Raw genomic sequence first — 23170 nt, 5'->3', positions numbered from 1 at the left:
CGCTCATTGTCTGATTTTATCAGACAGTTTGTATGATTGATCGCTATTTTTCGCAAGCGGTCCAGCTGTCATCTATCGGGCAACAGAATGAGGCCGCCATGACCAATGCAACCCTAACCTATCTTTTCGACCCGCTCTGCGGCTGGTGCTATGGCGCCACGCCGATGCTGGATCGACTGGCCGCCGGCGGGACCGCGCTCCAACTGCTGCCGGTGGGGCTTTTCTCCGGTGCCGGCGCGCGGCCGCTGGATGCAGGTTTTGCCGCCCACGCCTGGGACAATGACCAGCGCATCGCGCGGCTGAGCGGACAGCGCTTCAGCCAGGCCTATCTCGACAATGTGCTCAATGTCAGCGGCACCTTGCTCGATTCTTCCGCTGCCACCATGGGCATCAACGCCGCCGGGCTGGACGACTGGCGCCAGGAACTTGCGGCACTGAAGGCGATCCAGCATGCCCGCTATGTCGACGGTCGCGATATTGTGACGGTTGACGGCGTCGCCGCGGTACTGACCGACGCCGGCGTGAGCGACGCGGCAAAGCTCTTGAAAGCGCCGACGCAGCCGTTTCTGGCGAAGCATCACGACCTGGTCAGCCGCGGGCGGATGTTGTTCCAACGGCTGCATGCCAATGGCGTTCCCGCGCTGGCGGTGATCGGCCAAACGGCGCCGCGCCTGATCGGCGCCAACGCGCTGTTCGGCAGCTACGACAATCTGGTCGCTCACATCGAGGCGGCGTAGTCCCAGAAATTCTCCCCAGATGAAATTCTCCCCAGACGAAAGGAAAATCCCCATGAAAATCGCACTTATCGGCGCGTCCGGCCAGGTCGGCTCCCGCCTGCTTAAGGAACTCTCCGATCGCGGGCACAGCATCACCGCCATTGCCCGGCATCCAGACAAGATCGCGGCACTTCCGGGCGTGACTGCCAAGAAGGGCGACGTCTTCGACAAGGATGGCCTTGCCGCCCTGATCAAGGGTCATGACGCGGTGATCTCCTCGGTTCATTTCCTCGACAGCGATCCCGATACGCTTATCGCAGCCGTGCGTGCTTCCGGCGTCAAACGCTACCTCGTCGTCGGCGGCGCCGGCAGCCTTGAGGTTGCGCCCGGCAAGCGCCTGGTCGACACGCCGACCTTCCCTGATATCTACAAGGCCGAGGCGCAGAAGGGCGCCGACTTCCTCGACACGCTGCGGACGGTCGACGATCTCGACTGGACCTTGCTGTCGCCTTCGGCGCTGTTCGTCGCCGGCGAGCGGACCGGCAAATACCGCATCGGCAAGGACACGCTGCTGACGTCCGACAAGGGCAGCAGCATTTCCTTCGAGGACTACGCCATCGTCATGGCCGACGAGATCGAAAAGCCGGCGCATATCAAGCAGCGCTTCACGGTCGGCTACTGAGCGCACTTCATTGACAGGCGGGCACTCGACGGAGCGGCCCGCGTCCGTTGCTATCGACGATAGTGCCATCGGAGCCTCCGATGGCACTATCGCTTTCTTCCGTTTCCACTCCTGCCGCCGGTCTGCGACTCTCGCCGGAGCGGTTCAGGACAGGAACGGAAACATGGCAGACATCGAAAAATCGAAAATCGCTATCATTGGCGGCAGCTCCGGAATGGGGCTCGCGTTGGCAAGGCGGTGCCTAGTGTCAGGCGCCGAAGTCATCATCGTCAGCCGCAGTGAAGCCAGGCTCAAGCGTGCCGGCGAGGCGCTGCAGAACCCTTCCGCTTTGAGCGCCGTCGCGGCCGATATCGCCAGGGAGGATCAGGTCGCTGACCTGTTCAAGCGAATTGGCCGGCTCGACCATATCGTCAGCACCGCCGCCGATATCGAAGGCGCCTATGAGTTATTGCCTGCGATCGACCTGAAGGCGGCGCAGAGAGTCGTCGAAAGCAAATTCTACGGGCCGCTGCTGCTCGCCAAGCATGGCGCGCCGCAGCTTTCGGCCAACGGCTCCATCACCTTTACCTCAGGCATTGCCGCCTACCGGCCGGCGGCGCGCGGCTCGGTCGTTGCCGCCGTCAACGCTGCGCTGGAAGGGTTGGTGCGGGCGCTGGCGGTCGAGCTGGCGCCGGTCCGTGTCAACGCCGTCTCGCCGGGCTGGGTCGACACGCCGATCTGGAGTTTTGTGGCCGGCGACAAGAAGGACGAGACGATCGATGCAATGGCCAGGCGCCTGCCGGTCGGCCGCGTCGGACAGCCGGACGACATTGCCGATGCCATCGCCTTTCTGATGGGCAACGGTTTTACGACAGGGACGGTTCTGCATGTCGAGGGCGGTCACCGGCTGATCTGAGCGCAGCGAAATTCCTGGCCGCGGCAGCCAGCAGCAGTTTCAGCGCCGGCGGTTGCACCCGCCGGCGGCGCCAGATCATGACCAGCGACGCCGTGCGGGCCGAACCCGGCCATGGCAATTCGACGATCTCGCCGCGATCGAGCGCGTCGGCAACGGCCAGCCGCGGCACCAGGCCCATGCCGACACCAGTCGCCACCAGGCCCGCAATGGCGCCGATGCTGCCGACTTCGGCGGCAAGTTCTGGCGCTGCAATCTCGGCAAAGGCAGTGTCGAACAGATGCCGGTAGACGCATCCGGTTTCCGTCACCACGAAACGCATCGCGGCGAGCGTGGCCAGGTCGCTCTGCCCCGATGCGGGCGCATGTTCGGGTGAGGCGACAAGGACCAGCGGCTCGGCCGATATCGTGCGCCGGGCCAGGCGTTCATCCAGACCGCCTTTGTCGAAACAGAAGGCGACGTCGATCTCGCCTTCTTCGAGCTGCCGCAGCAGGGCATCGCTGCCGGCGATTTTGAGCCGCAGACCGATCTCCGGGTGGTCGCCTCGAAAGGCCGCCAGCCATTGCGGAAGTCTGACGGTGGCAATCGTCTCCAGCGCGCCGACCGTAACCGTTCCGGCGGTCATTCCCGTCGTTGCCTCGACCGCAATACGCGCCTCCTCCGCCAGTTGCAGAATCTCTTCCGCATAAGGTTTCAGCGCGTCGCCGGCCGTCGTCAGGTCGAGGCCGTGGCGCGAGCGGATGAAGAGGACGACGCCAAGTTCGCTTTCCAGCGACTGGATCTGGTCGCTGACGCTCGACTGCGCCAGATGAACCTCCCGCGCTGCACGGGTGATATTACGGTGCCGCGCCACGGCGAGGAAGGTCTTGAGCAATCGTGGGTGCATGCCGTTTCCGGATCTGTCTCTGTTCGACATTTCGGGCTTGGCTGGTCCACTTGCAACCCTGGTCCATTTGCAACCCCGGTCCATTTGCAACCCATTGACGCCGGCGTCATCTGGTTGCGGCAGACCGAAGGGCCAGAATTTCGCGGCAATGACCCGCAAGTTTTCCCACGGCCGGCGCGGTGGCCCAAGAGATCGCCTCTGGCAGATCGCATCGCACGTATGCTCTATGCCAAGCTGATTTCCAGCACCGATGGAAGGACCGACATGCCCCGCCCGCAAGGAACCATCGCCCCGATCCTGACGCCGTTCGAGAACGATGGCCGCATTGCCCGTGACCTGTGGATCTCACATGCCAAATGGGTGCTGGGCCAGGGCGCCCATTTGCTGTCGCCGTTCGGCACCACGGGCGAGGCACTGTCGCTCTCGCTCGACGAGCGCATGCAGGCGCTGGAATGGCTGGTTGCATCAGGCATTTCGCCGGGCCGGATGATGCCCGGCACCGGCGTCACCGCACTCCCCGAAACCGTCGAACTTTCGAAGCACGCGGTCGGCCTCGGCTGCGCCGGCGTGATGGTGCTGCCATCATTCTTCTACACGGCCGCCGGGGATGAAGGCCAGGCGCGCTACTACAGCGAGCTGATCGAACGGGTGGCCAACCCGGCGCTGAAGATGATTCTCTACCACATCCCGCAGAACTCCGGCGTGCCGGTAAGCCCTGCCCTGACCGCCCGGTTGAGCGCGGCGTTTCCAGAGACGGTCGTCGCCTACAAGGATAGCGCCGGCGACTGGAACAACACGGCGGCGGTGATTGCCGCCGCACCCGACGTCGCGGTGTTCCCCAGCTCGGAGGCGCAACTGACCAAGGGGCTCGCCAGTGGTGCTGCGGGCTGTATCTCCGGGACCGTCAATCTCAACGCTGCGGCCATCCGCGCCCTCTACGACGCGACGATCGCTGGCCAAGACGTCACGGAAGCGGACGCCGCGATCAGGGCGTTCCGCAAGGTGATCCAGGATGCAGGCCTGATCCCGGCAATGAAGGCCGTGCTGGCGGTGCGCTCCGGCGACAAACGCTGGCTCAACCTGCGCGCGCCGCACGAGAATGCGACGCTGGAAAGCGGCAAGGCGCTGCTCACTGCGCTCGGTCCCGCAGCCGATCATATTGGCCGAGGTCACGCATGATGGCGGTTGGCGCAACCCACATGCTCGCATCTTTTCAATCGGCCTAAAGTGACGAGCCTGCCGCCTCTAACGCCGACACGGGCTTAAGCGGTCGCGGACGATCAGCCCCTTTCAGGCACAGTGCGATGCCGCCATTGGCCCTTGAACGGTCAAAATGGAGGCGTACCATCGCGGCATCTGAAACTGAGTCTTCTTCATTCGTCTGGGCTAATGTCCGGACCGGATTGGATATTCCTTGGCAAGGGACGCAACCAGCGGCGCGGCGAAGCGCGGCAAATCGTTTGCCCATGTGGCGGAGGCGTCCTGGGGCAAGGGCCTCAGCACGCTGCTGCGCATCGTGCGCATGACGCTGCGCCATCCTTGGCAAGTTGCGATCACCATCGCCTCGACCTTCATTGCCGCGACGCTGCAGCTGTTCATCCCGCGCCTGCTCGGCCACGCCATCGACCAGGCGCAAGGCGTGATGGCTGGAGGCGGCGGCGCGGCGGCTGAGCAGGCGCTGTGGACGACGGCGATCACCTTGCTCGTCGTCAGCATTCTGCGCGGCCTCTTCACCATGGCGCAGAATTATTATGGCGAGGCCGTTGGCCACCGCACCGGCTATGAGCTGCGCCTGGCCTTCTACGAGAAGATCCAGCGGCTGAGCTTCTCCTTCCATGACCGGGTGCATACCGGCGACCTGATTACGCTTGGCCTGCTCGACCTCGACGGCGTGCGCATGTTCTTTTCCACCGGCATATTGCGCGTGGTGCTGCTCGGCGTGCTGATCGGCGTCGGCTCCTATCTCCTGATCAGCACCGATCTCGAGCTCGGGCTGCTCAGTCTGAGTTTCGTGCCGTTCGTCGCCTGGCGCTCCTCGGTCACACAGCTCAGGCTGCGCAGCACCTGGCTGACGCTGCAGGAGCGGCTGTCAGTGCTGAGCCGGGTGATGGACGAGAACCTCGGCGGAATCCGCGTCGTGCGCGCCTTTGCGGCGCAGCGGCATGAGCTGGAAAAATTCGACCGCGCCAAGAAGTCGGCGCTGGAGCTTGCCGACCAGCGCGTCGACATCCGCGTCTCTAACACCAGCGCCATGAATTTTTCCTTCCTGGCGGCCATGGGCCTGGTGCTGTGGTTCGGTGGCCAGAAGGTGATCGCGGGCCAGATCAGCGTCGGCACGCTGGCGCAGTTCCTCACCTTCATGACCATCCTGCAGATGCCGGTGCGCCAGCTCGGGCTGATGGTCAACTCGTTCGCCCGCGCCTCGACCTGCGGCACAAGGCTGTTCGAACTGCTTGACGCCGAACTTGACATCGAGGATGCGCCTGATGCCAAGGATCTCGTGGTCACCGAAGGCTTGCTGCGCTTCGACAATGTCGGCTTCCGCTACGCGGGCGCCGGCGGCCGGCCGGCGCTGTCGGGCATTTCCTTCGAGGCCAGGTCCGGCGAGACCGTCGGCATTGTCGGCCCGCCGGGCAGCGGCAAGTCGACCATCGCGCATCTGATCCCGCGCTTCTACGATGTGAGGTCAGGCGCGATCACCATCGACGGGCAGGATATACGCGAGGTCACGCTGCAATCGTTGCGCAAGGCGGTCGGCGTCGTGCAGCAGGACGCCTTCCTGTTCACCACCTCGATCGAAAACAACATCGCCTATGGCAATCCGTGGGCGCGCGAGACCCGCATCGGGCAGGCGGCTGAATACGCCCAGTTGCACAATTACATCATCGGGCTTCCGGCCGGCTACACCACGGTCGTGGGCGAGCGCGGCTCATCGCTTTCCGGCGGCCAGCGGCAGCGCCTGACCATCGCCCGCACCCTGATGCTGCGGCCTTCGGTGCTGGTCTTCGACGATTCCACCGCGGCTGTCGACGCCGGCACCGAGCAGCGGATCCGCACCGCGATGAAGCGCTTCGCCAAGGACCGCGTGACGCTGATCATCTCGCACCGGCTGAGCTCGCTGATGCACGCCGACCAGATCCTGTTCGTCGAGAACGGCCGCATCGCCGAGCGCGGCACGCACCAGGAATTGCTGGCGCTGGGCGGACGCTACCGCGCGCTTTACGACCTGCAGCTGCGGCCGGACGACGATTTGCCGGTGGCGGTAGGAGCCGCATAATGTCGACACCGGATCACGACGAAAAAGAAGACACCAGCGGGCGGCCCACCAGGGCCGTCGTCGGTTCGCACCGCGACGAGGAAGAGGTCTTCGGCAAGGTCTACGATCCGCGCATCGTGCGCCGCATCAAGAGCTTCGTGAGACCGTATCAGGGCCGGATCTTCATCTCGGTCGCCGCCGTTTTGGTGTTCACTCTGACGCAATTGGCGATCCCGCTGGTCATCCGTTACGCCATCGACCACGGCATGGCGGCGGGCAAGGCCGACAGCTCCGTCATGAACTGGGCGATCGGTGCCTTCGCCCTGATCATCCTGATCAACTATGCCGCCAGCTATATCCAGGAAAGCGTCGTCGGCAAGGTGGCCGAGAATGTGCTGTCGGATTTGCGCCGCGCCATGTTCAGCCATCTGCAGCGTGTGTCGCTGAGCTTCATGGACAAGACCGAGGTGGGACGGCTGATGTCGCGCCTGCAGGGCGACGTCAATTCGATGCAGGAATTCCTTGAGACGTCGGTGATGTCGGTGGGCGACATCGTGCTTCTGTTCGGCATCGTCAGCGTGCTTTTGTGGCTCGATTTCCGGCTCGGTCTGCTGACGCTATCGACCATGCCGGCGTTGTTCATCGTGCGCCTGTTCTGGCTGCCGCGCGCCAAGGTCGCCTTCATGGCCGCGCATGAGACCAACTCGATCGCCAATGGCGCGCTGGCGGAAGGCATCCATGGCGTGCGCACTGTGCAGAGTCTCGAACGCCAGCACGTCAATTTCGACCTCTATGACGAGAAGGTGCTGGCCAATCTCAGGGCTCACCTGACCTCGGCCAAATATGCGCAGGTGATGGTGCCGATCGTCGACACGCTGACCGGCATTGCGATGGCGACGGTCATCGTCGTCGGCGGTTCGATGGTGCTGTCGCACAGCCTCGACATCGGCGTCATGGTGGCGTTCCTGTTCTACATCCAGCGCTTCTTCGACCCGATCCGCTCGCTCACCATGCAGTACTCGGTCATGCAGCGTGCCATGGCGTCGGGCCAGCGAATTTCCGAAGTGCTCGACGTGCCGGTGGATGTCAGCGACAGACAAGGCGCGGTGGCGCTGACGCGCGACATGGACGGTTCGGTCGAGTTCAGGAACGTCACCTTCGGCTACCGGCAGAACCAGCCGGTGCTGAAAAACATCTCCTTCCGCGTCAATCCGGGCGAGACGGTTGCGCTTGTCGGCCCGACCGGTTCGGGCAAGTCGAGCTGCATGGCGCTGGTGCACCGCTTCTATGATGTCTGGTCGGGCGAGGTGCGGGTCGGCGGCCACGACGTGCGCGACGTGACGCAGGATTCGCTCGGCGACCAGGTGGCGATGGTGTTGCAGGAGCCATTCCTGTTTTCCGGCACGGTGCTGGAGAACATCCGCTACCACAAGACATCGGCTACCCGCGAAGAGGTTGTGCGCGCCGCGCAAGCCGTTGGCGCGCACGACTTCATCGAGCATTTGCCTGACGGCTACGACACCGAGCTCGAACAGCGCGGCGGCAATCTGTCCCTCGGCCAGCGCCAGCTGATCAGCTTTGCACGCGCACTGGTGGCGGATGCGAAAATCCTGGTGCTGGACGAGGCGACGGCGAGCATCGATTCCTACACCGAGATGCTGATCCAGAAGGCACTGGTCACGCTGCTGGAAGGCCGCACCGGGCTGGTCATCGCGCACCGGCTGGCGACCATACGCGGCGCCGACCGCATCATCGTCTTACAGAACGGCGAGATCGTCGAGAGCGGAAATCACGAGCAGCTGATGGCGGCCAAGGGCCTCTATGCCAGGCTCTACAACATGAACTACGCATCGTTCGACGATATTGCCGAGGAAGACATAGGCGCGCCGGCCGGCAAGGCGACGTGAGCTGCTGCCGGTTCAGCTCGACTGGAAATGGTGCGGGGCCAAAACTCGTCGTCGACCAATTCGGCTTCAGATGACGACACCTTTCAGCTCGCCTTCCAGCGTAAGCCCGGCGTCACGCCTGCCGCGCGTTCAGGTGGAGGAGCGGCCGGCCGCCTAAAGGGCAATCCCGCGTAAATTCTGAATTCTACGCGCCGCCTGGCGCGCGATGCACGCGCAGCTTGCGCCTGAACCTCAGCAAACGCCGTCATGATGGCTTTCGTTCCTTAGCCGTCGGATGAAAATCGCCGGGGAACAGGAAGGCTTGCTGGGAGTTTAGTTCTCCGAGCCGCGCCGTGAACGGCGCGGCAGCGAAGGAGACGGCATATGGGCCTGGGTACCATTCTTATTATCATCCTGATCATCGCGTTGCTCGGCGGCTTCAGCGGCCTCGGCGGCGGCCCGTTCTACGGCACTGGTTACTATGGCGGCGGTGGCCTCGGGCTGGTGCTGATCATCGTGATCATTCTGGTTGTTCTCGGGCGAATATAGCGTCGCCATTGGCGGCCGCCGAGTTTCTACGGCGGCCGCGTTTTCGCCTGACCTCGAGGTTTGAAGACATGGCAGCTGAAGACATTGCTGGTCCGGAAACACTGGCCCGGCCTCGGCGCGAGCGAGAGCAAACGCGACGAGCTGGGATGTCCTAATGGTGCACTATCCGAAGGCGCCGGGCGCAATGCTGCAGACCCTGACACCCACCTGGCGGCCGTGTCGTTCATCCAGGCGTCGGACTTTTCGAGAAACGCAGCACGGCGACCAGGCGAGGTCGGCCTTTCTCGCTCTTGTCGACAAGGGCAGCATCGGCCCGAAGGCGGCAATGGCAGGCACGCCTTACGCCTGAACGCGGTCAACCCGCCGTAGTTCCGCCAGCAGAAACAGCACCAGCACGCAGCACAGGATGCCAAGCGACGATGGCAGTCCCTGATGTCCGGTCAGTTGCATCGCCAGCCCGGCCACCGGGGAGCCGACGATGCCGCCTACGCCCCATACGAACGCAAAGGCGGCATTGCCGGCGATCAAGGCTTGACCGGTGAAACGCTCGCCGAGCTGGATCAGCGACAGCGTGTAGATCCCGAACGAGACACCGCCCCAAACGAAGAAGAGCGGCCAGATAAGCCATGTAGCGAAGAGCAATGGCAACAGCAGGCAACCGGCCAGGCAAGCCAGGACACAGAACAGCATCATCGGCTTCGAGCCAAACCGTTCGGCGGCGCGCCCAAGCACGACCTGCAGCACGGCATTGCCGGCGATGAAACAGGTGATGAGCGAAGCGATGCGCTGCTCAGTGCTGCCGAGCGCGGCACCATAGACCGCGAACAGCGAAAGCAGGACTTGCTCGAAGGCGGCAGCCGTGAGGACTGCGAACAAGAGCAGCGGCGCCAGCGCGAAGAAGCCGCCGACCGACACCGCTTCGCCCTCACGCGGCATGTCGGGCAGGCGCGGCGCGACGGCAAGCACGATCAGACCGCAGACAAGGAAGGCCGCGCTGCCGATGATGAAGGGTGGCCATCCTTGCGTGCCGACCAAGCCTAGCGACAGCGGGCCGAGGCCAAAGCCGGCGGAAACGATGGAGGAGTATAGGCCCATGATGCGGCCTCGGCGTGCGGCGGGTGTGATCGAGACCAGCCAGGTTTCACTGATCACGTAAAGCGGATTGGCAAAGAAGCCGAGCAGGAAGCGCAACGGCATCCAGGCCCATACATCCTGCGTCCAGGCAATCGCGATCAGGACGGTTGCTGCCAGGATCGAACACACAACCGCAAAGCGCGCCGCGCCCACCCGCCGGACCAGCGCCGGCGTGAAGAGCGACGATATAATGAAACCCAGAGGCGTCATCGCGGCCGAGAGGCCGATAAGGCCCGGTGTCGTCCCTTGCCGTTCCAGGATGAAGCTGAGCAGCGGATACGTCAGCCCCTGTGCTATGGCGAACACCGTAACTGTCGCGATGATGCCGGCCATCGCGGCCCATGCGATGTGGTTCTCCGGCGGTGACGTCGCGTCTTCGGCGCTCATGCCGACTTCGAAGCAGGATCGGCACGTTCCGGCAAGGGCAAATGCCGGCAAAGTGCCGCGGCACGCCCAAACAGGCGGTCGGGTCTTATCCGCGACATCAACTCACACTTGCCAGAAGCGTTTTACGATTTCGGCCTCGACCTGGCGTCTGGTCAGACCGATATCGTCGATCAGGTGCGGATTGGCCTCCGCCATCTGCTTGAGGTCCCAGCGAAAGCGTATCCGCTCGCGCCAGGCCGCGATCATGCCCCGCGGGCTCGTCAGATGCGGGCGAGGCGACACCGCCTTTTCCGGCCAGGCTGCACGAGCAGAAGCAAGGGTATCGTTCATGGCAACCTCCATTCGGTTTAACGGGCGACAGCCCTCGGCTTGCAAGAGGTTGAACTCTGCCGCATGCGGACGGCGCCGTAATTAAGCCCGGCCAAATAGTTCTCAAAAGTTCCAAACTGGCTAGAGCACCTCGCCGTTTCATGGAAACGGCGAGGTGCTCAACTCTTTGTTTTCACGCCATACGTCCGTGAAGCGCTCCGCCGCGCTTTCCCGTGGGAAAACCGCCTTCACACCTTCCCTGGAATTGCTCTATAGATGCGCGTTATGCAGGGATCGCGCTTTGCCTTTGGTCCGTTCGTGCTTGATCCGGGTGCGGGAACACTCCTTCGGGACCAAGTTCCCGTCGCCGCCGGCCACCGCGGACTGCAGCTGCTGGCGGCGCTCGTCGCCCGGCCCGGCGAGATTGTGGCCAAGGCCGAGTTGATGGATGCGGCATGGCCAGGCACCGCCGTTGAGGAAGGCAACCTCACCGTCCAGATTGCGCAATTGCGCAAGCTGCTGGGTCCGGCCACGAACGGCGGAGAATGGATATCGACCGTTCCGCGCGTCGGCTATCGCTTCGCCGGCGCCATCGAACAGCTCGGCGACGAGAAGCGACAGGCTTTGCCGCTGCCCGCCAAACCGTCGATAGCCGTGCTGCCCTTTGCCAATTTCAGCAACGACCCCGAGCAGGAAGCCTTCGCCGACGGGTTGACCGAAGACCTGATCACCGACCTGTCGAGGATCGGCGGCCTGTTCGTCATCGCGCGCAACTCGACCTTTGCCTACAAGGGCAAGGCGGTGGATGTGCGCGAGGTCGCCAGAGAACTTGGCGTGCGCTATCTCTTGGAGGGCAGCGCCAGACGCGCCGCCGGGCGCGTGCGCATCAACGCCCAGCTGGTCGACGCGCTGAGCGGCGAGCATTTGTGGGCAGACCGCTTCGATCGCGGCCTGGAAGATATTTTTGCCGTTCAGGACGAGGTGACGGCCAAGATCGTCGAGGCGCTGCTTGGCCGGCTGCGCGCGCCGCTGCCGCGCAACCGGCCCCGAAATCTCGAGGCCTACGATCTGTGCGTGCGAGCCCGCAACCTGATCGACGTCTCGCCGGAGACGGCGCGCGAAGCGCATCTGTTGCTGACGCGCGCGCTTGCGCTCGATCCTGACTATGCCGAAGCCTATCGCTGGCTTGCCATGAACCACTGGATGGGATGGGTGCATTGGGGAGAGCCCATTGAGCCTGCCCGCGGCCTTGCCCTGGAACTGGCGCGCAAGGCTGTGGCGATCGATCCCAACGATGCCGGCTGCCACTGGGTGCTTGCTAACCTGCTTGCCTATGAGCGCAGATTCGACGAAGCGGATGTGGGATTTGCCAAGGCGTTCGAACTCGACCCGAACGAGGCCGATGCCTGGGCGACATTGTCCGACATCGCGGTCCTGGCCGGGCGCGTCGACGACGGCCTCGACTATATCGGCAAGGCGTTCCGGCTGAACCCGTTTCCGGCAAGCTGGTACTACCTGACGCTCGGCCAGGCGCAATATGCGGCGCGCGACTATGAAGCCGCCGTCGAGACGACGCGCCGGGACGAGACGTATCGGACAAGCTCGCGCCGTTTCCTTGCGGCAAGCCTTGCGCAACTCGGCCGGATCGACGAGGCGCGCGCCGAGGTCGACCTGTTCCTTGTCGCGAACCCACATTTCACCACCCGCCACTGGGTCGAGACGGAGCCGTTCCGCGACACTGCCACGCTCGACCATTTCGTCGATGGCTTCCGAAAGGCCGGCCTTCCGGAGTGACGGACCGGCGTGCTCGATCGATGCCAGGCACCGTCGGTTGCGGATCAATCCTGCCAATGTTTGCAAGTCGCGAGGCCGCTCGACCGATCTTGCTTCCGCGTGCAGTCATCCAACAGCGATGCAGCGAAGCGGCGCGCGAAACCTCTGTCACGGTGAAGCCGGCTGGAACGGCCACGATCGATCCGGCCACGGGTGAGCGCTGGGCGGCGGCTGGCGACTGCCTGTTGCGCTCTCGTCTGCAATGCCGGCATCGCGGTAGCCGTGGGCAATGATCGGCTTGCCTCGTTGAGCTTTCAGCGACGCGCTCCGACAACTCGCGATGATTTTTCTAGATGCCGGATGATTTTTCTAGATGCTGTTTATCGAAGCACGATCTTTTCCGAAAACCGGTTCCCACTTTTCGGGATCATGCTCTCGCGGCTGGCGTGATCGAGAAGTCCGCGCAATCTGATTGTCCGAGCGCCCTTCGGCTTTCCTTGTTTGAGGTCGGCAGCGGGAGTAATAGTCGCCACGGAATTGCGAGGAGGAAAAGATGACGCTGAACTTCGACCCGAAGGCGAAGGCCACGGCGTTGTACCATGGCGAATTCCGACCGATGTTCATTGGCGGCAAGTGGGTCGCGGCGCAGTCCGGCCAGGAGATGCAGGCACTCAATCCGGCAACAGGCGAGGTGCTCGCGACAGTGCCGCGGGGCGGGGCTGCCGATATCGACGTGGCGGTGGCCGCCGCGCGCGCGGCCTTCGAAGGCCCATGGTCCAAATTCTCACCCTACGAGCGGCAGTGCGTGCTGCTCAGGATCGCCGATCTGTTCGAGACGCATTGGGAAGAGCTCAGCGTTTCCGACACGCTCGATATGGGACTGCCGATCACGCGCACGCTCGCCAACCGGCGCCGCGTCATCGGCATGCTGCGCTTCTATGCCGGCATGGCGACGGCGCTGCATGGCGAGACGATCGACAATTCGATTCCCGGCGAGATCGTCACCTTCACCCGGCGCGAGCCGGTGGGCGTCGTTGGTGCGATCATTCCCTGGAACGCGCCGACCGCCGCCTCGATCTGGAAGATCGCGCCGGCGCTGGCGACAGGCTGCACCATCGTGCTGAAACCGTCCGAGGATGCGTCGCTGACGCCGCTGCTGATCGCGCAACTGATGCAGGAAGCCGGCGTGCCTGACGGCGTCGTCAACGTCGTCACCGGCACCGGGGCGGAAGCCGGTGCGCGGCTCGCCGAACATCCAGACGTCAACAAGATCGTTTTCACCGGTTCGACGCTGACCGGCCAGGCCATCGCGCGGGCAGCCGTGGCCAACCTCAAACGCGTTTCACTGGAGCTCGGCGGCAAGTCGCCGATAATCGTCTGCCGCGACGCCGACATCGACAAGGCTGTTCCGATCGCGGCGATGGCGGTGTTCGTGCATTCGGGCCAGATCTGCATTGCCGGCTCGCGGCTGTTCGTGGCGCGCGAAATCCATGACGAGTTCGTCCGCCGGCTCGCCGATTTCGCGGGCAGACTGCGGATCGGCCATGGCATCGAGGCAGAGACGGAAATCGGACCGCTCATCAATGCCAGGCAGGCAGGCAAGGTGGAGGGCTATATCAGGGCCGGCAGCGACGAAGGCGCCGAACTGGTCGCCGGTGGCTCGCGGCTGACCGGCGAGCTCTACGATGGCGGCAACTTCATTGCGCCGACGGTCTTCGGCGCCGTGTCGGACCAGATGACCATCGCGCGCGAGGAGATTTTCGGCCCGGTCATTTCGGCGATGCCCTTCGACACGCTCGACGAAGCGGTGGCGCGTGCCAATGCGACGCCCTATGGCCTGGCCGCCGGCATCTTCACCACGCATCTGGGCACCGCGCACAAGCTTGCGCGCCGGGTCAAGGCCGGCTCGGTCTGGGTCAACATGTACCATGCCATCGACCCGGCGGTGCCGTTCGGCGGCATGAAGATGTCGGGTTATGGCCGCGAGGGCGGCATCGAGCATCTGCACGAGTATCTGGAGACCAAGTCGGTCTGGATCCAGACCGACTGATATTCGCGCGGCGTACTCTGCGAAATCACGATGAAACCACAAGGGCCAGGACGGCGGCGCAGTCACCGGCTTTGACCAGGCCGGGGAAATGCCGCGCCGCCAGAATGCCGGACATTTTTGCCCGGATTTCCTGCGGAGCGATGCCGGTGCGGCCGGTGGAATGGATGCGCGCCAGCACCGAGCCTTCTTTCACAGGCTCGCCGAGATCGACCATGGTTTCGATCATGCCGTCCTCCTCGGCGAAGGAGAAACAATCGCCTGACGGCATGTCGAGCCACTGAGTTCTGCCCTTCTCGACCGCACCATCAACAATGCCGGCATGGCGCAGCACATTGCTGATGCCGCGCCGCGCGATCCGCACAGTCTGTGCGCGCGAGGTGCCGCCGCCGCCAAGCTCGGTGCTGACGAAGACCTTGCCCATTTCCTCCGCCGCCGTGTCGTACATGCCGACGGAGTCGATCTCGATCATGCGCATCGAGAACGGGGCAGAGAACGCCGCGACCGCATCGAAGGCTTTCTGCTCCAGCGCCTTGTCGGGCACCGTGTGGGCGGCACAGAAGGGCACGAAATCCAGTGTCTTGCCACCGGAGTGGAAGTCGAAGACGAGGTCGGCGCGGGGCAGCAATTCGCGCTGGAAATAGTCGGCGATCTTTTCCGTCACCGTGCCGTCGGGACGGCCGGGAAAGCTGCGGTTCATATTGCCCTTGTCGATCGGCGACGTCCGCGTGCCGGCGCGGAAGGCCGGATAGTTCATCGCCGGCACGATGATCACCGTGCCGCTGACCTGTTTGGGATCGAGCGTGCGGGCGAGATCGTAGAGCGCCAGCGGCCCCTCATACTCGTCGCCATGGTTGCCGCCGGTGAGCAGGGCAGTCGGCCCCTTGCCGTTGCGGATGACGCAGATCGGGATCATCACCGAGCCCCAGGCCGAGTCGTCGCGGCTGTAGGGCAGGCGCAGGAAACCATGTTGCACGCCGTCCTTGTCGAAATCGACGGTCGGCGCGATCGGGGATGGGCGGAGGCTAGGCATCGGGCTCAATTCTTCACCACCAGTTTGCGCGGTACATTGGCGAGGCACTCTACACCGGTTTCGGTGATCAGGATGGATTCGGTGATTTCCAGTCCCATGGTCTCCAGCCACAGGCCGGTCATGAAATGGAAGGTCATGCCGGGCTTGAGTTCGGTGCGGTCGCCGGGGCGCAGGCTCATGGTGCGTTCGCCCCAGTCCGGCGGATAGGACAGGCCGATGGAGTAGCCGGTGCGGTTGTCCTTGACGATGCCATATTTCTTCAACACGGCGAAAAAGGCGTTGGCGATGTCCTCACAGGCATTGCCGGGCTTTGCCGCCGCCAGCCCCGCCTCCATGCCTTCCAGTGTCGCCTTCTCGGCATCGAGGAATTCCTGTGTCGGCTTGCCGAGAAAGACGGTGCGCGACAGCGGGCAATGGTAGCGGTTGTAGCAGCCGGCGATCTCGAAGAAGGTGCCCTCGCCCGACTTCATCGGCTGGTCGTCCCAGGTGAGATGCGGCGCCGAGGCGTCGGCGCCCGACGGCAGCAGCGGCACGATCGCCGGATAGTCGCCGCCGACGCCATCGACACCGCGCGTGCCGGCATCGTAGATCTCGGCGACCAGATCGCATTTGCGCATGCCGACCTGGATCTTGTCGACGATGCGCTGGTGCATGGCTTCGACGATCCGAGCCGCCTTGCGCATATAGTCGATCTCGGTTGAACTCTTCACGGCGCGCTGCCAGTTGACCAGCGCTGTCGCGTCGACGAAGCGGGCGTTGGGCAGGTGCTTCTGCAACGCGGCGAAGGCGGCAGCCGAGAACCAGTAATTGTCCATCTCGACGCCGACGGTCAGCTTGCCCCAGCCGCGATCACTAAGCACGCTTGCCAAAAAATCCATCGGGTGGCGCTCGGTCGACTGCACGTAGTGGTCGGCATAGCCGACGATGTTGTCATGCGCGAGATAGGCGGTGCGCTTGGCGCCATTGGCATCCTGGCCGCGACCGTACCAGACCGGCTCGCCCGATGGTGGCACGATCACCGCCTGATGCACATAGAACGACCAGCCATCATAGCCGGTCAGCCAGGCCATGTTGGATGGGTCGCTGATAACAAGCAGATCGACGCCTTTCCCCTCCATGGCTTTTCGCGTCTTGGCGAGGCGATCCGCAAATTCGCCACGCGAGAATTTTAGGTTCGGCTGCATTGTTCTTGGTCCTCGTTTGTTGGGCCTGGAGCCTGTTTCAACTTTGTTGGAAACAGGCTCGTCGTTCTTGTTTGAACGTGATCTCTGGGAAAAACCGGGTTCCACTTCCGGATCACGCTTTGGCCAGCATCAGCTTTCAAAAATGGTTCCGGCATTGGCCGCCCGCGCCCGGTTGCGAGCGAGCGTGGCGATCGCCGTATCCTGCACGCCGGTGCCGGTGAGGTCGGCGATGGTGATGTCGCTGGGTGAGCGCCTTCCGTGCCGTTCGCCGGCGATGATCTGGCCGAGTTCGGTGACCGCGGCATCGGCTCCCATCACGCCCGATGCGATGGCGTGATGCAGTTCTCCCAGACGCCGTGTCTGCTTGGCGCTGTCGGCGACATAGAGATCGGCCATGCGCAGGATCGCCGGCGCGATCTCGTTCTTGTGTTCGGCATCCGAGCCCATGGCGGTGATGTGCTGCCCGGCAACGACAAAGCCGGCCTTGATCAGCGGCTCGGTCGACGGCGTGGTGGTGACGATGATGTCGGCGCCGATGGTTGCTTTGGCTGCATCCGGCTCGGCGCGCACGAGAATGCCGAGCTTTTCGCGCAGCGCGCCTGCGGCCGTCTCCGCCTTGACCGCATCGCGCGCCCAGATACGTGCCTCGGCGATCGGCCGCACCAACATGAGCGCTTCGAGTTGCAGCCCGGCTTGCACGCCGGCGCCGAAGATTGCGGCGACGGACGAATCCGGCCGCGACAGATGCTTCGCCGCGACGGCGCCGGCAGCAGCGGTGCGGACATCTGTGAGATAGCCATTGTCGAGCAGCAGCGCCTCGACCACACCGGTTCTTGCCGAGAGCAACACCATCATGCCGCCCCCGCTGGGCAGACCGAGCTTCGGATTGTCGAAGAAGCCCGAGCTTATCTTAACGGCGAAACCGTCTATTCCTGGCACATAGGCGGACTTCACATCCACCTCGCCGCGCTGCTCGTGAATGTCCAACCGCAGGATCGGCGGCATCGCCACCGGCAATGTGGCGAGCGCGCGGAAAGCGTTTTCGACGCAGGCGACCGCGTCGAGATCGAGCGTCACGATTGTGCGCAGTTCCTTCTCGGTGAGGATCGTCATCCGGCTCATGCGATGTGCTCCGCGAAGGCGCGCACTGCGAAGGATAGTGGTCCGTCACACCCCCCTCTGGCCTGCCGGCCATCTCCCCCGCAAGGGGGGAGATTGGACTGCACTCCTGCCTTCGCCAATCTCCAGCGCAGCAAGAACAGCGACCGCATCGAAGCTGCCGATCTCCCCCCTTGCGGGGGAGATGTCCGGCAGGACAGAGGGGGGTGGGCGGGAATTCGGCGTGGGAGAGTTTTCATGCCGCGCGCTCCGCGATTGCGTCACCGCAGACGATCTTGCGATGCGTGTTCATGTCGATATTGCGGCCCGAGAGAAGAACGACCACCGGCCCGGTCGCCTTGACCTTCCCGGCAAGCAGCGCGGCGATGCCGACCGCGCCGGCGCCTTCGACGATCTCGCGCTCCTGTTCATAGGCATGGCGGATGCCGGCGGCGATCTCGTCCTCGCGGAGCAGGATGACGTCGTCGAGCAGATCGCGGCACATGGCGAAGGTCAGCCGGTTGTCGAGACCGATGCCGCCGCCGAGCGAATCCGCCAGCGTCGGCAGTTCTTCCACCTTGACCGGGCGACCGGCATCCAGGCTCGCCTTCATCGCAGCACCACGCGCCATCGAAACGCCGATGATTTTTGTCCCGGGGCTGACGCCCTTGACGGCGGCGGCGATGCCCGAGGCGAGTCCACCACCGGAGAGTTGCACCAGGACGAGAGCGGCATCCGGGACCTGCTCGATCATCTCCAGTCCGAGCGTGCCTTGCCCGGCGATGATGGCCGGGTGGTCGAAGGGCGGCAGCATCACCAGTCCCTCCTGCGCCACCAGCCGTTCGACCTCCTGCTGCGCCTCGTCCTGACTGTTGCCGATGATGCGGACATCCGCGCCAAGCCGACGGATTTCGTCGAGCTTGTTGCCCGGCACCAGTCGCGACATGCAGATCACCGCACGCATGCCTTCGAGCTTCGCGGCATGGGCCAGCGCACGGCCATGATTGCCGGTCGACGCCGCGACCACGCCGCGCGCCTTCTCCTCGGCGCTCAGCGAAGCAACGGCATTCGAGGCGCCGCGCAGCTTGAAGCTGCCGGTGGTCTGGCGGTGTTCAAGCTTGAGGTGGACGGGGATGCCCAGTCGTTCGGAAAGGCTGTGAGATAACCCTGTCGGCGTGCGTTCGATTTTGCCGGCAATTCGCTCCCGGGCGGCACGAATATCGTTAAGGGTGACTGTCGTCATGATCGTCAATCGCGCGGCAAAGGCAGCGTCATCAGACGGCCAAATTCGGGATGCGACGTCCCGTCGCCACACAACCGCAAACAATTCCAGGCGCTGGCCTGATTGCTGGTGACGACCGGGCGGTCGATCGCCTGTTCCATGCCGGGAACCGCGAGCGCTCCGCGCAATGCGGTGCAGGACACGAACAGTGCATCGGCCTGCGCATGCGTCGCCTCACGAGCTAGGTCGACGATCGCTGCCGGCGCAATGCGCGCCATCTCGCGATCGTCCTCGAAGCCGAGGCAGGTGAAGCTGACGATCTCAAAGCCGCGCTCGCCGAAATACGTCGCCATCGGCCTGGAGGTTTCGACGGTGTAAGGGGTGAGGATGCTGATCTTTTTCGCGCCCAGCGCCTGCAGCCCGCGCACGCCGGCCATCGGCGGCGTGACGACGGGAACACCCGGCTTGGCAGACTGGATCGCGGCCTCGATTTCAGCGTCGCCAATCACCACCGAGGCCGAGGTGCAGGAGTAGCAGATCGCGTCGAGCGGCTCATCGGGCAGGATGAGGGCAGCACCCGCCGCCAGCTCGGGCTGCATCTTGCGGAGATTCTCGGGTGTGGTCGGATTCTTGTAGGGAATGCGCGCGACATAGACGCCGACCCGCTCGCTCGCCACCATGCGGCGGAAATCCGGTTCGCTGGTGTGGTCGGTGGCAAGGATGATCAGGCCGACGCGCTTTTCCAGCGGGCGCGCATCGAGCGCCGGCCTTGTCGGCATCAGCCTGATCTCGGGCAGCGGTTTCATCTCAGAATTACCTTTCGATCTTGCCGTAGCGATGTTCCAGCCAGCGCAGCAGCACGACCGAGAAGAGGCTGATGACGAGGAAGAAAGCGCCGACCAGCGTGATCGGCTCAATGTAGCGATAGTAGGTGTTGGCGACGCTCTTTGCCTGGTTCATCAGCTCCAGCACGGTGATTGCCGATAGCAGCGGTGTCTCCTTGAACATGGCGATGAAATAATTGGCCAGCGCCGGGATCATCGGTGGGATCGCTTGCGGAATGATGATGTTGGTCCAGGTCTGCGTGGCGCTCAGATTGCAGGCCTTGGCCGCCTCCCACTGGCCGCGCGGCACGTTGTCGATGCCGGCGCGATAGACTTCCGCCGTGTAGGTGCCGTAGTGCAGGCCGAGCCCGATGACGCCGGCGACCAGCGGCGGCAACAGGATGCCGAAATCCGGCAGGACATAGAAGATGAAATAAAGTTGCACCAGAAGTGGCGTGCCGCGGATGAATTCGGCCGCCCAGCCGACGGTGCGCGACAGGACCTTGTTGGGCGAGCGTCGCGCCAGCGCGATGCCCAGACCCACGATAGCGGCCAGCACGGAGCCGAGCAGCGTTGCCAGGATGGTGATCTTCACGCCCTGGATCAGCGTCGGCAGGATCTCCCAGACGAAGTTCCAGTCCCAATCCATCAGACGCGCACCCCGTCGAGGCCGCGCGCCATGCGGCGTTCCAATGAACGCACGCCCCAGGAGATGATCAGCGCCAGGGCGAAATAGATGATCAGGATGGTGGTGAACGGCGCCAGCGTGTTGCCGGTCTGCGAGCGCACGACCTGCGCCTGAAAGGTGAGATCGGCGAGCGAGATCAGCGACACCACGGAGGTCGCCTTGAGCAGCTCGATGGCGTTGTTGCCGAAGGTCGGCAGCATGACCAGCAGCGCCTGCGGCAGGATGACATGGCGCATACCTTGCCAGCGGCCGAGGTTGAGCGCGATGCAGGCTTCATATTGTTCGCGGCCGACCGACTGGATGGCGCCGCGTACCACCTCGGCCGCATAGGCGCCGACATTGAGGCCCAGCGCCAGCACACCCGCCTGCAGCGGGGTCAGTTCGAGGCCGATCAACGGCAACACGAAATAGGCAAAGAACAGCTGCACGAAGATCGAGGTGCCGCGGAAGAATTCTATATAGGCGGTTGCAAGCCAACGCAGCGCGAAGAAGCGCGACACGCGGCCCATGCCGGCGAGGAAGGCCATGATCAGGGCGAGCACCGACCCCATCAGCGTCAGCTCGATGGTGACAAGCGCTCCCTGCAATATCAGGCCGAGGTAGCCGGACCACTGGGTCATTCGGGTTCCAACGTTGGCGGTTAGCTTCCTTCTCCCCGTTCACGGAGAGAAGATGCCAGTCCACCCTCCGAAGCTGCAGCGCAGCTGCTGCGGAGGACGGGCAGGCAGATGAGGGGCAGCGCTAAATTCTCAGAACCTGGCGCCGCCCCTCATCCGGCCCTTCGGGCCACCTTCTCCCCGTGAACAGGGAGAAGGCAAAACGGCGCTATTTCGCCGCGCAGAGCTTGTCCCGCGTGGTCGACATCGCGGCTGCGGCCGAGAAGCCGTAGGGCTCGATGATCTTGGCGAACTCGCCGGATTTCTTCAGCTTGGCGAGCTCGACATCGAAGGCGTCGCGCAGGGCCTCATCGCCTTTCTTGAAGGCGGCGCCGTCGCAATAGACCGGCGCGCCGACCACCGGGGCGATGACTTCGAGGTTCGGATCGTTGGCTTTCTTGACGAGGTCGTTTATCGACAGGACGGGCAGCGAATAGGCGTCGATGCGGCCGTCCTGCAGCATCTTCAGGCCGCTCTGGCCGTCCGGCACGACGATGACGCGCTCGCGCGGCACGCCGGCGTTGAGCGCCAGCTTCTCCTCGGTGCCGCCACCGGGCGCGCCGATGGTGGCTGACGTGTCCTTGGCGACGTCCTCGTAGCTCTTGAAGCCCTTCGGATTGCCCTTCTTCACCAGCATCGCCTCGGCGTCGCACAGCACCGGCTCGGAATAGACGACCGCCGCGCAACGCTCCGGCTTCATGAACAGGCCGGCGGTGACGACGTCGAAGCGGCCGGCCTGCAGGCCGGGGATCATCGCGCCATATTCGGAGATCGAAGCGACGATGTCGGCAACACCGAGACGCTTGAAGACCTCGCGCGCCACGTCGGGCGCCGCACCCGAAACTTTGCCGTCGGCGGCGACCGCCGTATAGGGCGGCTCGTTGGCGATCGCGACGCGGGCAAAGCCCTGCGCCTTCAATTGCTCGAGCTTGCTGTCATCGGCCGAACCGGTGCTCGACGCGGCGAGCACCGCCGTCAGTGCGAGACCGGCGACGCCGGCCAGAATGCCAAGTTTCTTCATTGTTCCCAACTCCTTTGTTGTCTTCTTGGTTTTGTCTGGGGCGGTCTTCCGCCCCGCAAAGCGGTCAGACACGATGTCCGGCCGCGATGATCTTCTTCAGGAAGCCTTGCGTGCGCTCCTGCTTTGGATGGCGGAAAATCTCGTCTGGTTTGCCCTCTTCGACGATCTTGCCGCGGTCGAAGAACAGCACGCGGTCGGCGAAGTCGTGGGCAAAGCCCATCTCGTGGGTGACCAGCAGCATGGTCATGTCGGTCTCTGCGGCGAGCTTGCGCATGACATTCATCACCTCCTCGACCAGCTCCGGATCGAGGGCCGACGTCACCTCGTCGAACAGCATGATCTTCGGCGACAATGCCAGCGCACGGGCAATCGCCACGCGCTGCTTCTGGCCGCCGGACAGCTGCGCCGGCATCGACTTCGCCTTGTCAGCCATGCCGACCATGTCGAGCAGTTCCATGGCCCGCTTTTCAGCGGCGGCGCCAGGCGTGCCCTTGGTCAGCATCGGCGCCAGCGTGACGTTATCCATGACGCATTTGTGCGGAAACAGATTGAACAGCTGGAAGACCATGCCGATCTTCTGCCGCATCTTGGTCAGGTGCCGCTCGTCGGCGGGCAGCAGCTGGCCGTTGCGCTCCATGTGGTAGAGCTGCTCGCCATCGATCTGGATATGGCCGCCGTCGATCTTCTCCAGCGTCATCAGGATGCGCAGGATCGTCGTCTTGCCCGAGCCGGACGGGCCGATCAGCGCCAGCTTCTCGCCGGGCATGACCTGCATCGACAGGCCGTCCAGTACCTTGAACGAGCCGAAGCTCTTCGAAATGGCGTCGACCTTGATGATGGGTGAGGACAAATGAATTTCCCCTGCTGGAGAAGCCTGTGCCTTAACGATGCGGAACGCGCCAAATCATGTCAATTGGGAAAATAAAA

The 23170-nt window shown here is 63.9% G+C and carries 21 protein-coding genes; 9 read left to right on the top strand and 12 right to left on the bottom strand.

Going from position 1 to position 23170, the window contains the following annotated elements:
• The first annotated feature begins 98 nt into the window (after positions 1-98).
• The 3 genes from NKI32_RS29780 (at position 99) to NKI32_RS29770 (ending at position 2293) form a co-directional block, all read left to right on the top strand.
• The gene (locus NKI32_RS29780; protein ID WP_353004912.1) at positions 99-737 is read left to right on the top strand and encodes a DsbA family protein; all 639 of its coding nucleotides are present in this window, start codon (positions 99-101) and stop codon (positions 735-737) included.
• A gap of 52 nt (positions 738-789) precedes the next feature.
• On the top strand, positions 790-1398 hold the full coding sequence (locus tag NKI32_RS29775; RefSeq protein WP_023667893.1) for an NAD(P)-dependent oxidoreductase: 609 nt from the start codon (positions 790-792) through the stop codon (positions 1396-1398).
• 163 nt (positions 1399-1561) lie between these two features.
• Complete coding sequence (locus NKI32_RS29770) at positions 1562-2293, top strand: SDR family oxidoreductase (RefSeq protein ID WP_353004910.1); 732 nt, start codon at positions 1562-1564, stop codon at positions 2291-2293.
• Here the strand turns inward: NKI32_RS29770 and NKI32_RS29765 are convergent.
• Positions 2244-3176, bottom strand: coding sequence for a LysR family transcriptional regulator (locus tag NKI32_RS29765; protein ID WP_353004908.1), 933 nt, complete (start codon positions 3174-3176; stop codon positions 2244-2246). The genes NKI32_RS29770 and NKI32_RS29765 overlap by 50 nt on opposite strands.
• 264 nt (positions 3177-3440) lie before the next feature.
• Here NKI32_RS29765 and NKI32_RS29760 point away from each other — a divergent pair, with 264 nt between their 5' ends.
• The 4 genes from NKI32_RS29760 to NKI32_RS29745 all read left to right on the top strand — a co-directional run bounded on the left by NKI32_RS29760 (position 3441) and on the right by NKI32_RS29745 (position 8867).
• Positions 3441-4355, top strand: coding sequence for a dihydrodipicolinate synthase family protein (locus NKI32_RS29760; protein ID WP_353004906.1), 915 nt, complete (start codon positions 3441-3443; stop codon positions 4353-4355).
• Between the two features lie 235 nt (positions 4356-4590).
• Positions 4591-6453 carry an ABC transporter ATP-binding protein gene (locus NKI32_RS29755; RefSeq protein ID WP_353004904.1) on the top strand — a complete coding sequence of 621 codons (1863 nt, stop codon included), beginning with the start codon at positions 4591-4593 and terminating at the stop codon, positions 6451-6453.
• Positions 6453-8339, top strand: coding sequence for an ABC transporter ATP-binding protein (locus NKI32_RS29750; protein ID WP_353004903.1), 1887 nt, complete (start codon positions 6453-6455; stop codon positions 8337-8339). The genes NKI32_RS29755 and NKI32_RS29750 overlap by 1 nt, the downstream gene beginning before the upstream one ends.
• Positions 8340-8702: 363 nt before the next feature.
• Positions 8703-8867, top strand: a complete 165-nt coding sequence (locus NKI32_RS29745) for a DUF3309 family protein (RefSeq protein ID WP_023667887.1) — start codon at positions 8703-8705, stop codon at positions 8865-8867.
• A gap of 339 nt (positions 8868-9206) precedes the next feature.
• Here the strand turns inward: NKI32_RS29745 and NKI32_RS29740 are convergent, their stop codons facing one another.
• Both NKI32_RS29740 and NKI32_RS29735 read right to left on the bottom strand, forming a co-directional pair.
• Positions 9207-10388 (bottom strand): MFS transporter, encoded by a 1182-nt coding sequence (locus NKI32_RS29740; protein WP_023820933.1) that lies wholly within the window; start codon positions 10386-10388, stop codon positions 9207-9209.
• A gap of 102 nt (positions 10389-10490) precedes the next feature.
• Positions 10491-10718 carry a DUF1127 domain-containing protein gene (locus NKI32_RS29735; RefSeq protein WP_023686977.1) on the bottom strand — a complete coding sequence of 76 codons (228 nt, stop codon included), beginning with the start codon at positions 10716-10718 and terminating at the stop codon, positions 10491-10493.
• Between the two features lie 255 nt (positions 10719-10973).
• On the opposite strand from NKI32_RS29735, the gene NKI32_RS29730 reads away from it, so the two are divergent.
• Positions 10974-12491 carry a winged helix-turn-helix domain-containing tetratricopeptide repeat protein gene (locus NKI32_RS29730; protein WP_031202454.1) on the top strand — a complete coding sequence of 506 codons (1518 nt, stop codon included), beginning with the start codon at positions 10974-10976 and terminating at the stop codon, positions 12489-12491.
• Between the two features lie 532 nt (positions 12492-13023).
• Positions 13024-14520 (top strand): aldehyde dehydrogenase family protein, encoded by a 1497-nt coding sequence (locus tag NKI32_RS29725; protein WP_023686975.1) that lies wholly within the window; start codon positions 13024-13026, stop codon positions 14518-14520.
• Between the two features lie 25 nt (positions 14521-14545).
• Here the strand turns inward: NKI32_RS29725 and doeB are convergent, their stop codons facing one another.
• From doeB to ehuA, 9 genes are all read right to left on the bottom strand, one after another.
• Positions 14546-15550, bottom strand: a complete 1005-nt coding sequence (gene doeB / locus NKI32_RS29720; protein ID WP_353004900.1) for a N(2)-acetyl-L-2,4-diaminobutanoate deacetylase DoeB — start codon at positions 15548-15550, stop codon at positions 14546-14548.
• Between the two features lie 5 nt (positions 15551-15555).
• Complete coding sequence (gene doeA / locus NKI32_RS29715) at positions 15556-16734, bottom strand: ectoine hydrolase DoeA (protein ID WP_353004898.1); 1179 nt, start codon at positions 16732-16734, stop codon at positions 15556-15558.
• A gap of 129 nt (positions 16735-16863) precedes the next feature.
• On the bottom strand, positions 16864-17856 hold the full coding sequence (locus NKI32_RS29710) for a cyclodeaminase (protein ID WP_353004896.1): 993 nt from the start codon (positions 17854-17856) through the stop codon (positions 16864-16866).
• Positions 17857-18088: 232 nt separating this feature from the next.
• Positions 18089-19075, bottom strand: coding sequence for a hydroxyectoine utilization dehydratase EutB (gene eutB / locus NKI32_RS29705; RefSeq protein WP_353004894.1), 987 nt, complete (start codon positions 19073-19075; stop codon positions 18089-18091).
• A gap of 5 nt (positions 19076-19080) precedes the next feature.
• The gene (eutA, locus tag NKI32_RS29700; protein ID WP_023686971.1) at positions 19081-19860 is read right to left on the bottom strand and encodes an ectoine utilization protein EutA; all 780 of its coding nucleotides are present in this window, start codon (positions 19858-19860) and stop codon (positions 19081-19083) included.
• 7 nt (positions 19861-19867) lie between these two features.
• The gene (gene ehuD, locus NKI32_RS29695; protein ID WP_023686970.1) at positions 19868-20527 is read right to left on the bottom strand and encodes an ectoine/hydroxyectoine ABC transporter permease subunit EhuD; all 660 of its coding nucleotides are present in this window, start codon (positions 20525-20527) and stop codon (positions 19868-19870) included.
• Entirely contained in the window at positions 20527-21186 is a 660-nt protein-coding gene (gene ehuC, locus NKI32_RS29690; RefSeq protein WP_023667875.1) for an ectoine/hydroxyectoine ABC transporter permease subunit EhuC, read from the bottom strand. Before ehuC ends, ehuD begins: the two co-directional genes overlap by 1 nt.
• Before the next feature lie 205 nt (positions 21187-21391).
• A complete protein-coding gene (ehuB, locus tag NKI32_RS29685; RefSeq protein ID WP_023682674.1) occupies positions 21392-22243 on the bottom strand; it encodes an ectoine/hydroxyectoine ABC transporter substrate-binding protein EhuB in 852 nt (283 codons plus the stop codon).
• A 64-nt stretch (positions 22244-22307) separates the two neighbouring features.
• Positions 22308-23093 (bottom strand): ectoine/hydroxyectoine ABC transporter ATP-binding protein EhuA, encoded by a 786-nt coding sequence (ehuA, locus tag NKI32_RS29680; protein WP_353004891.1) that lies wholly within the window; start codon positions 23091-23093, stop codon positions 22308-22310.
• Positions 23094-23170 lie beyond the last annotated feature (77 nt).

The organism is Mesorhizobium sp. M0761 (assembly GCF_040320205.1).
GTDB lineage: Bacteria > Pseudomonadota > Alphaproteobacteria > Rhizobiales > Rhizobiaceae > Mesorhizobium.
This window is presented reverse-complemented; position numbering and strand designations above follow the sequence as displayed.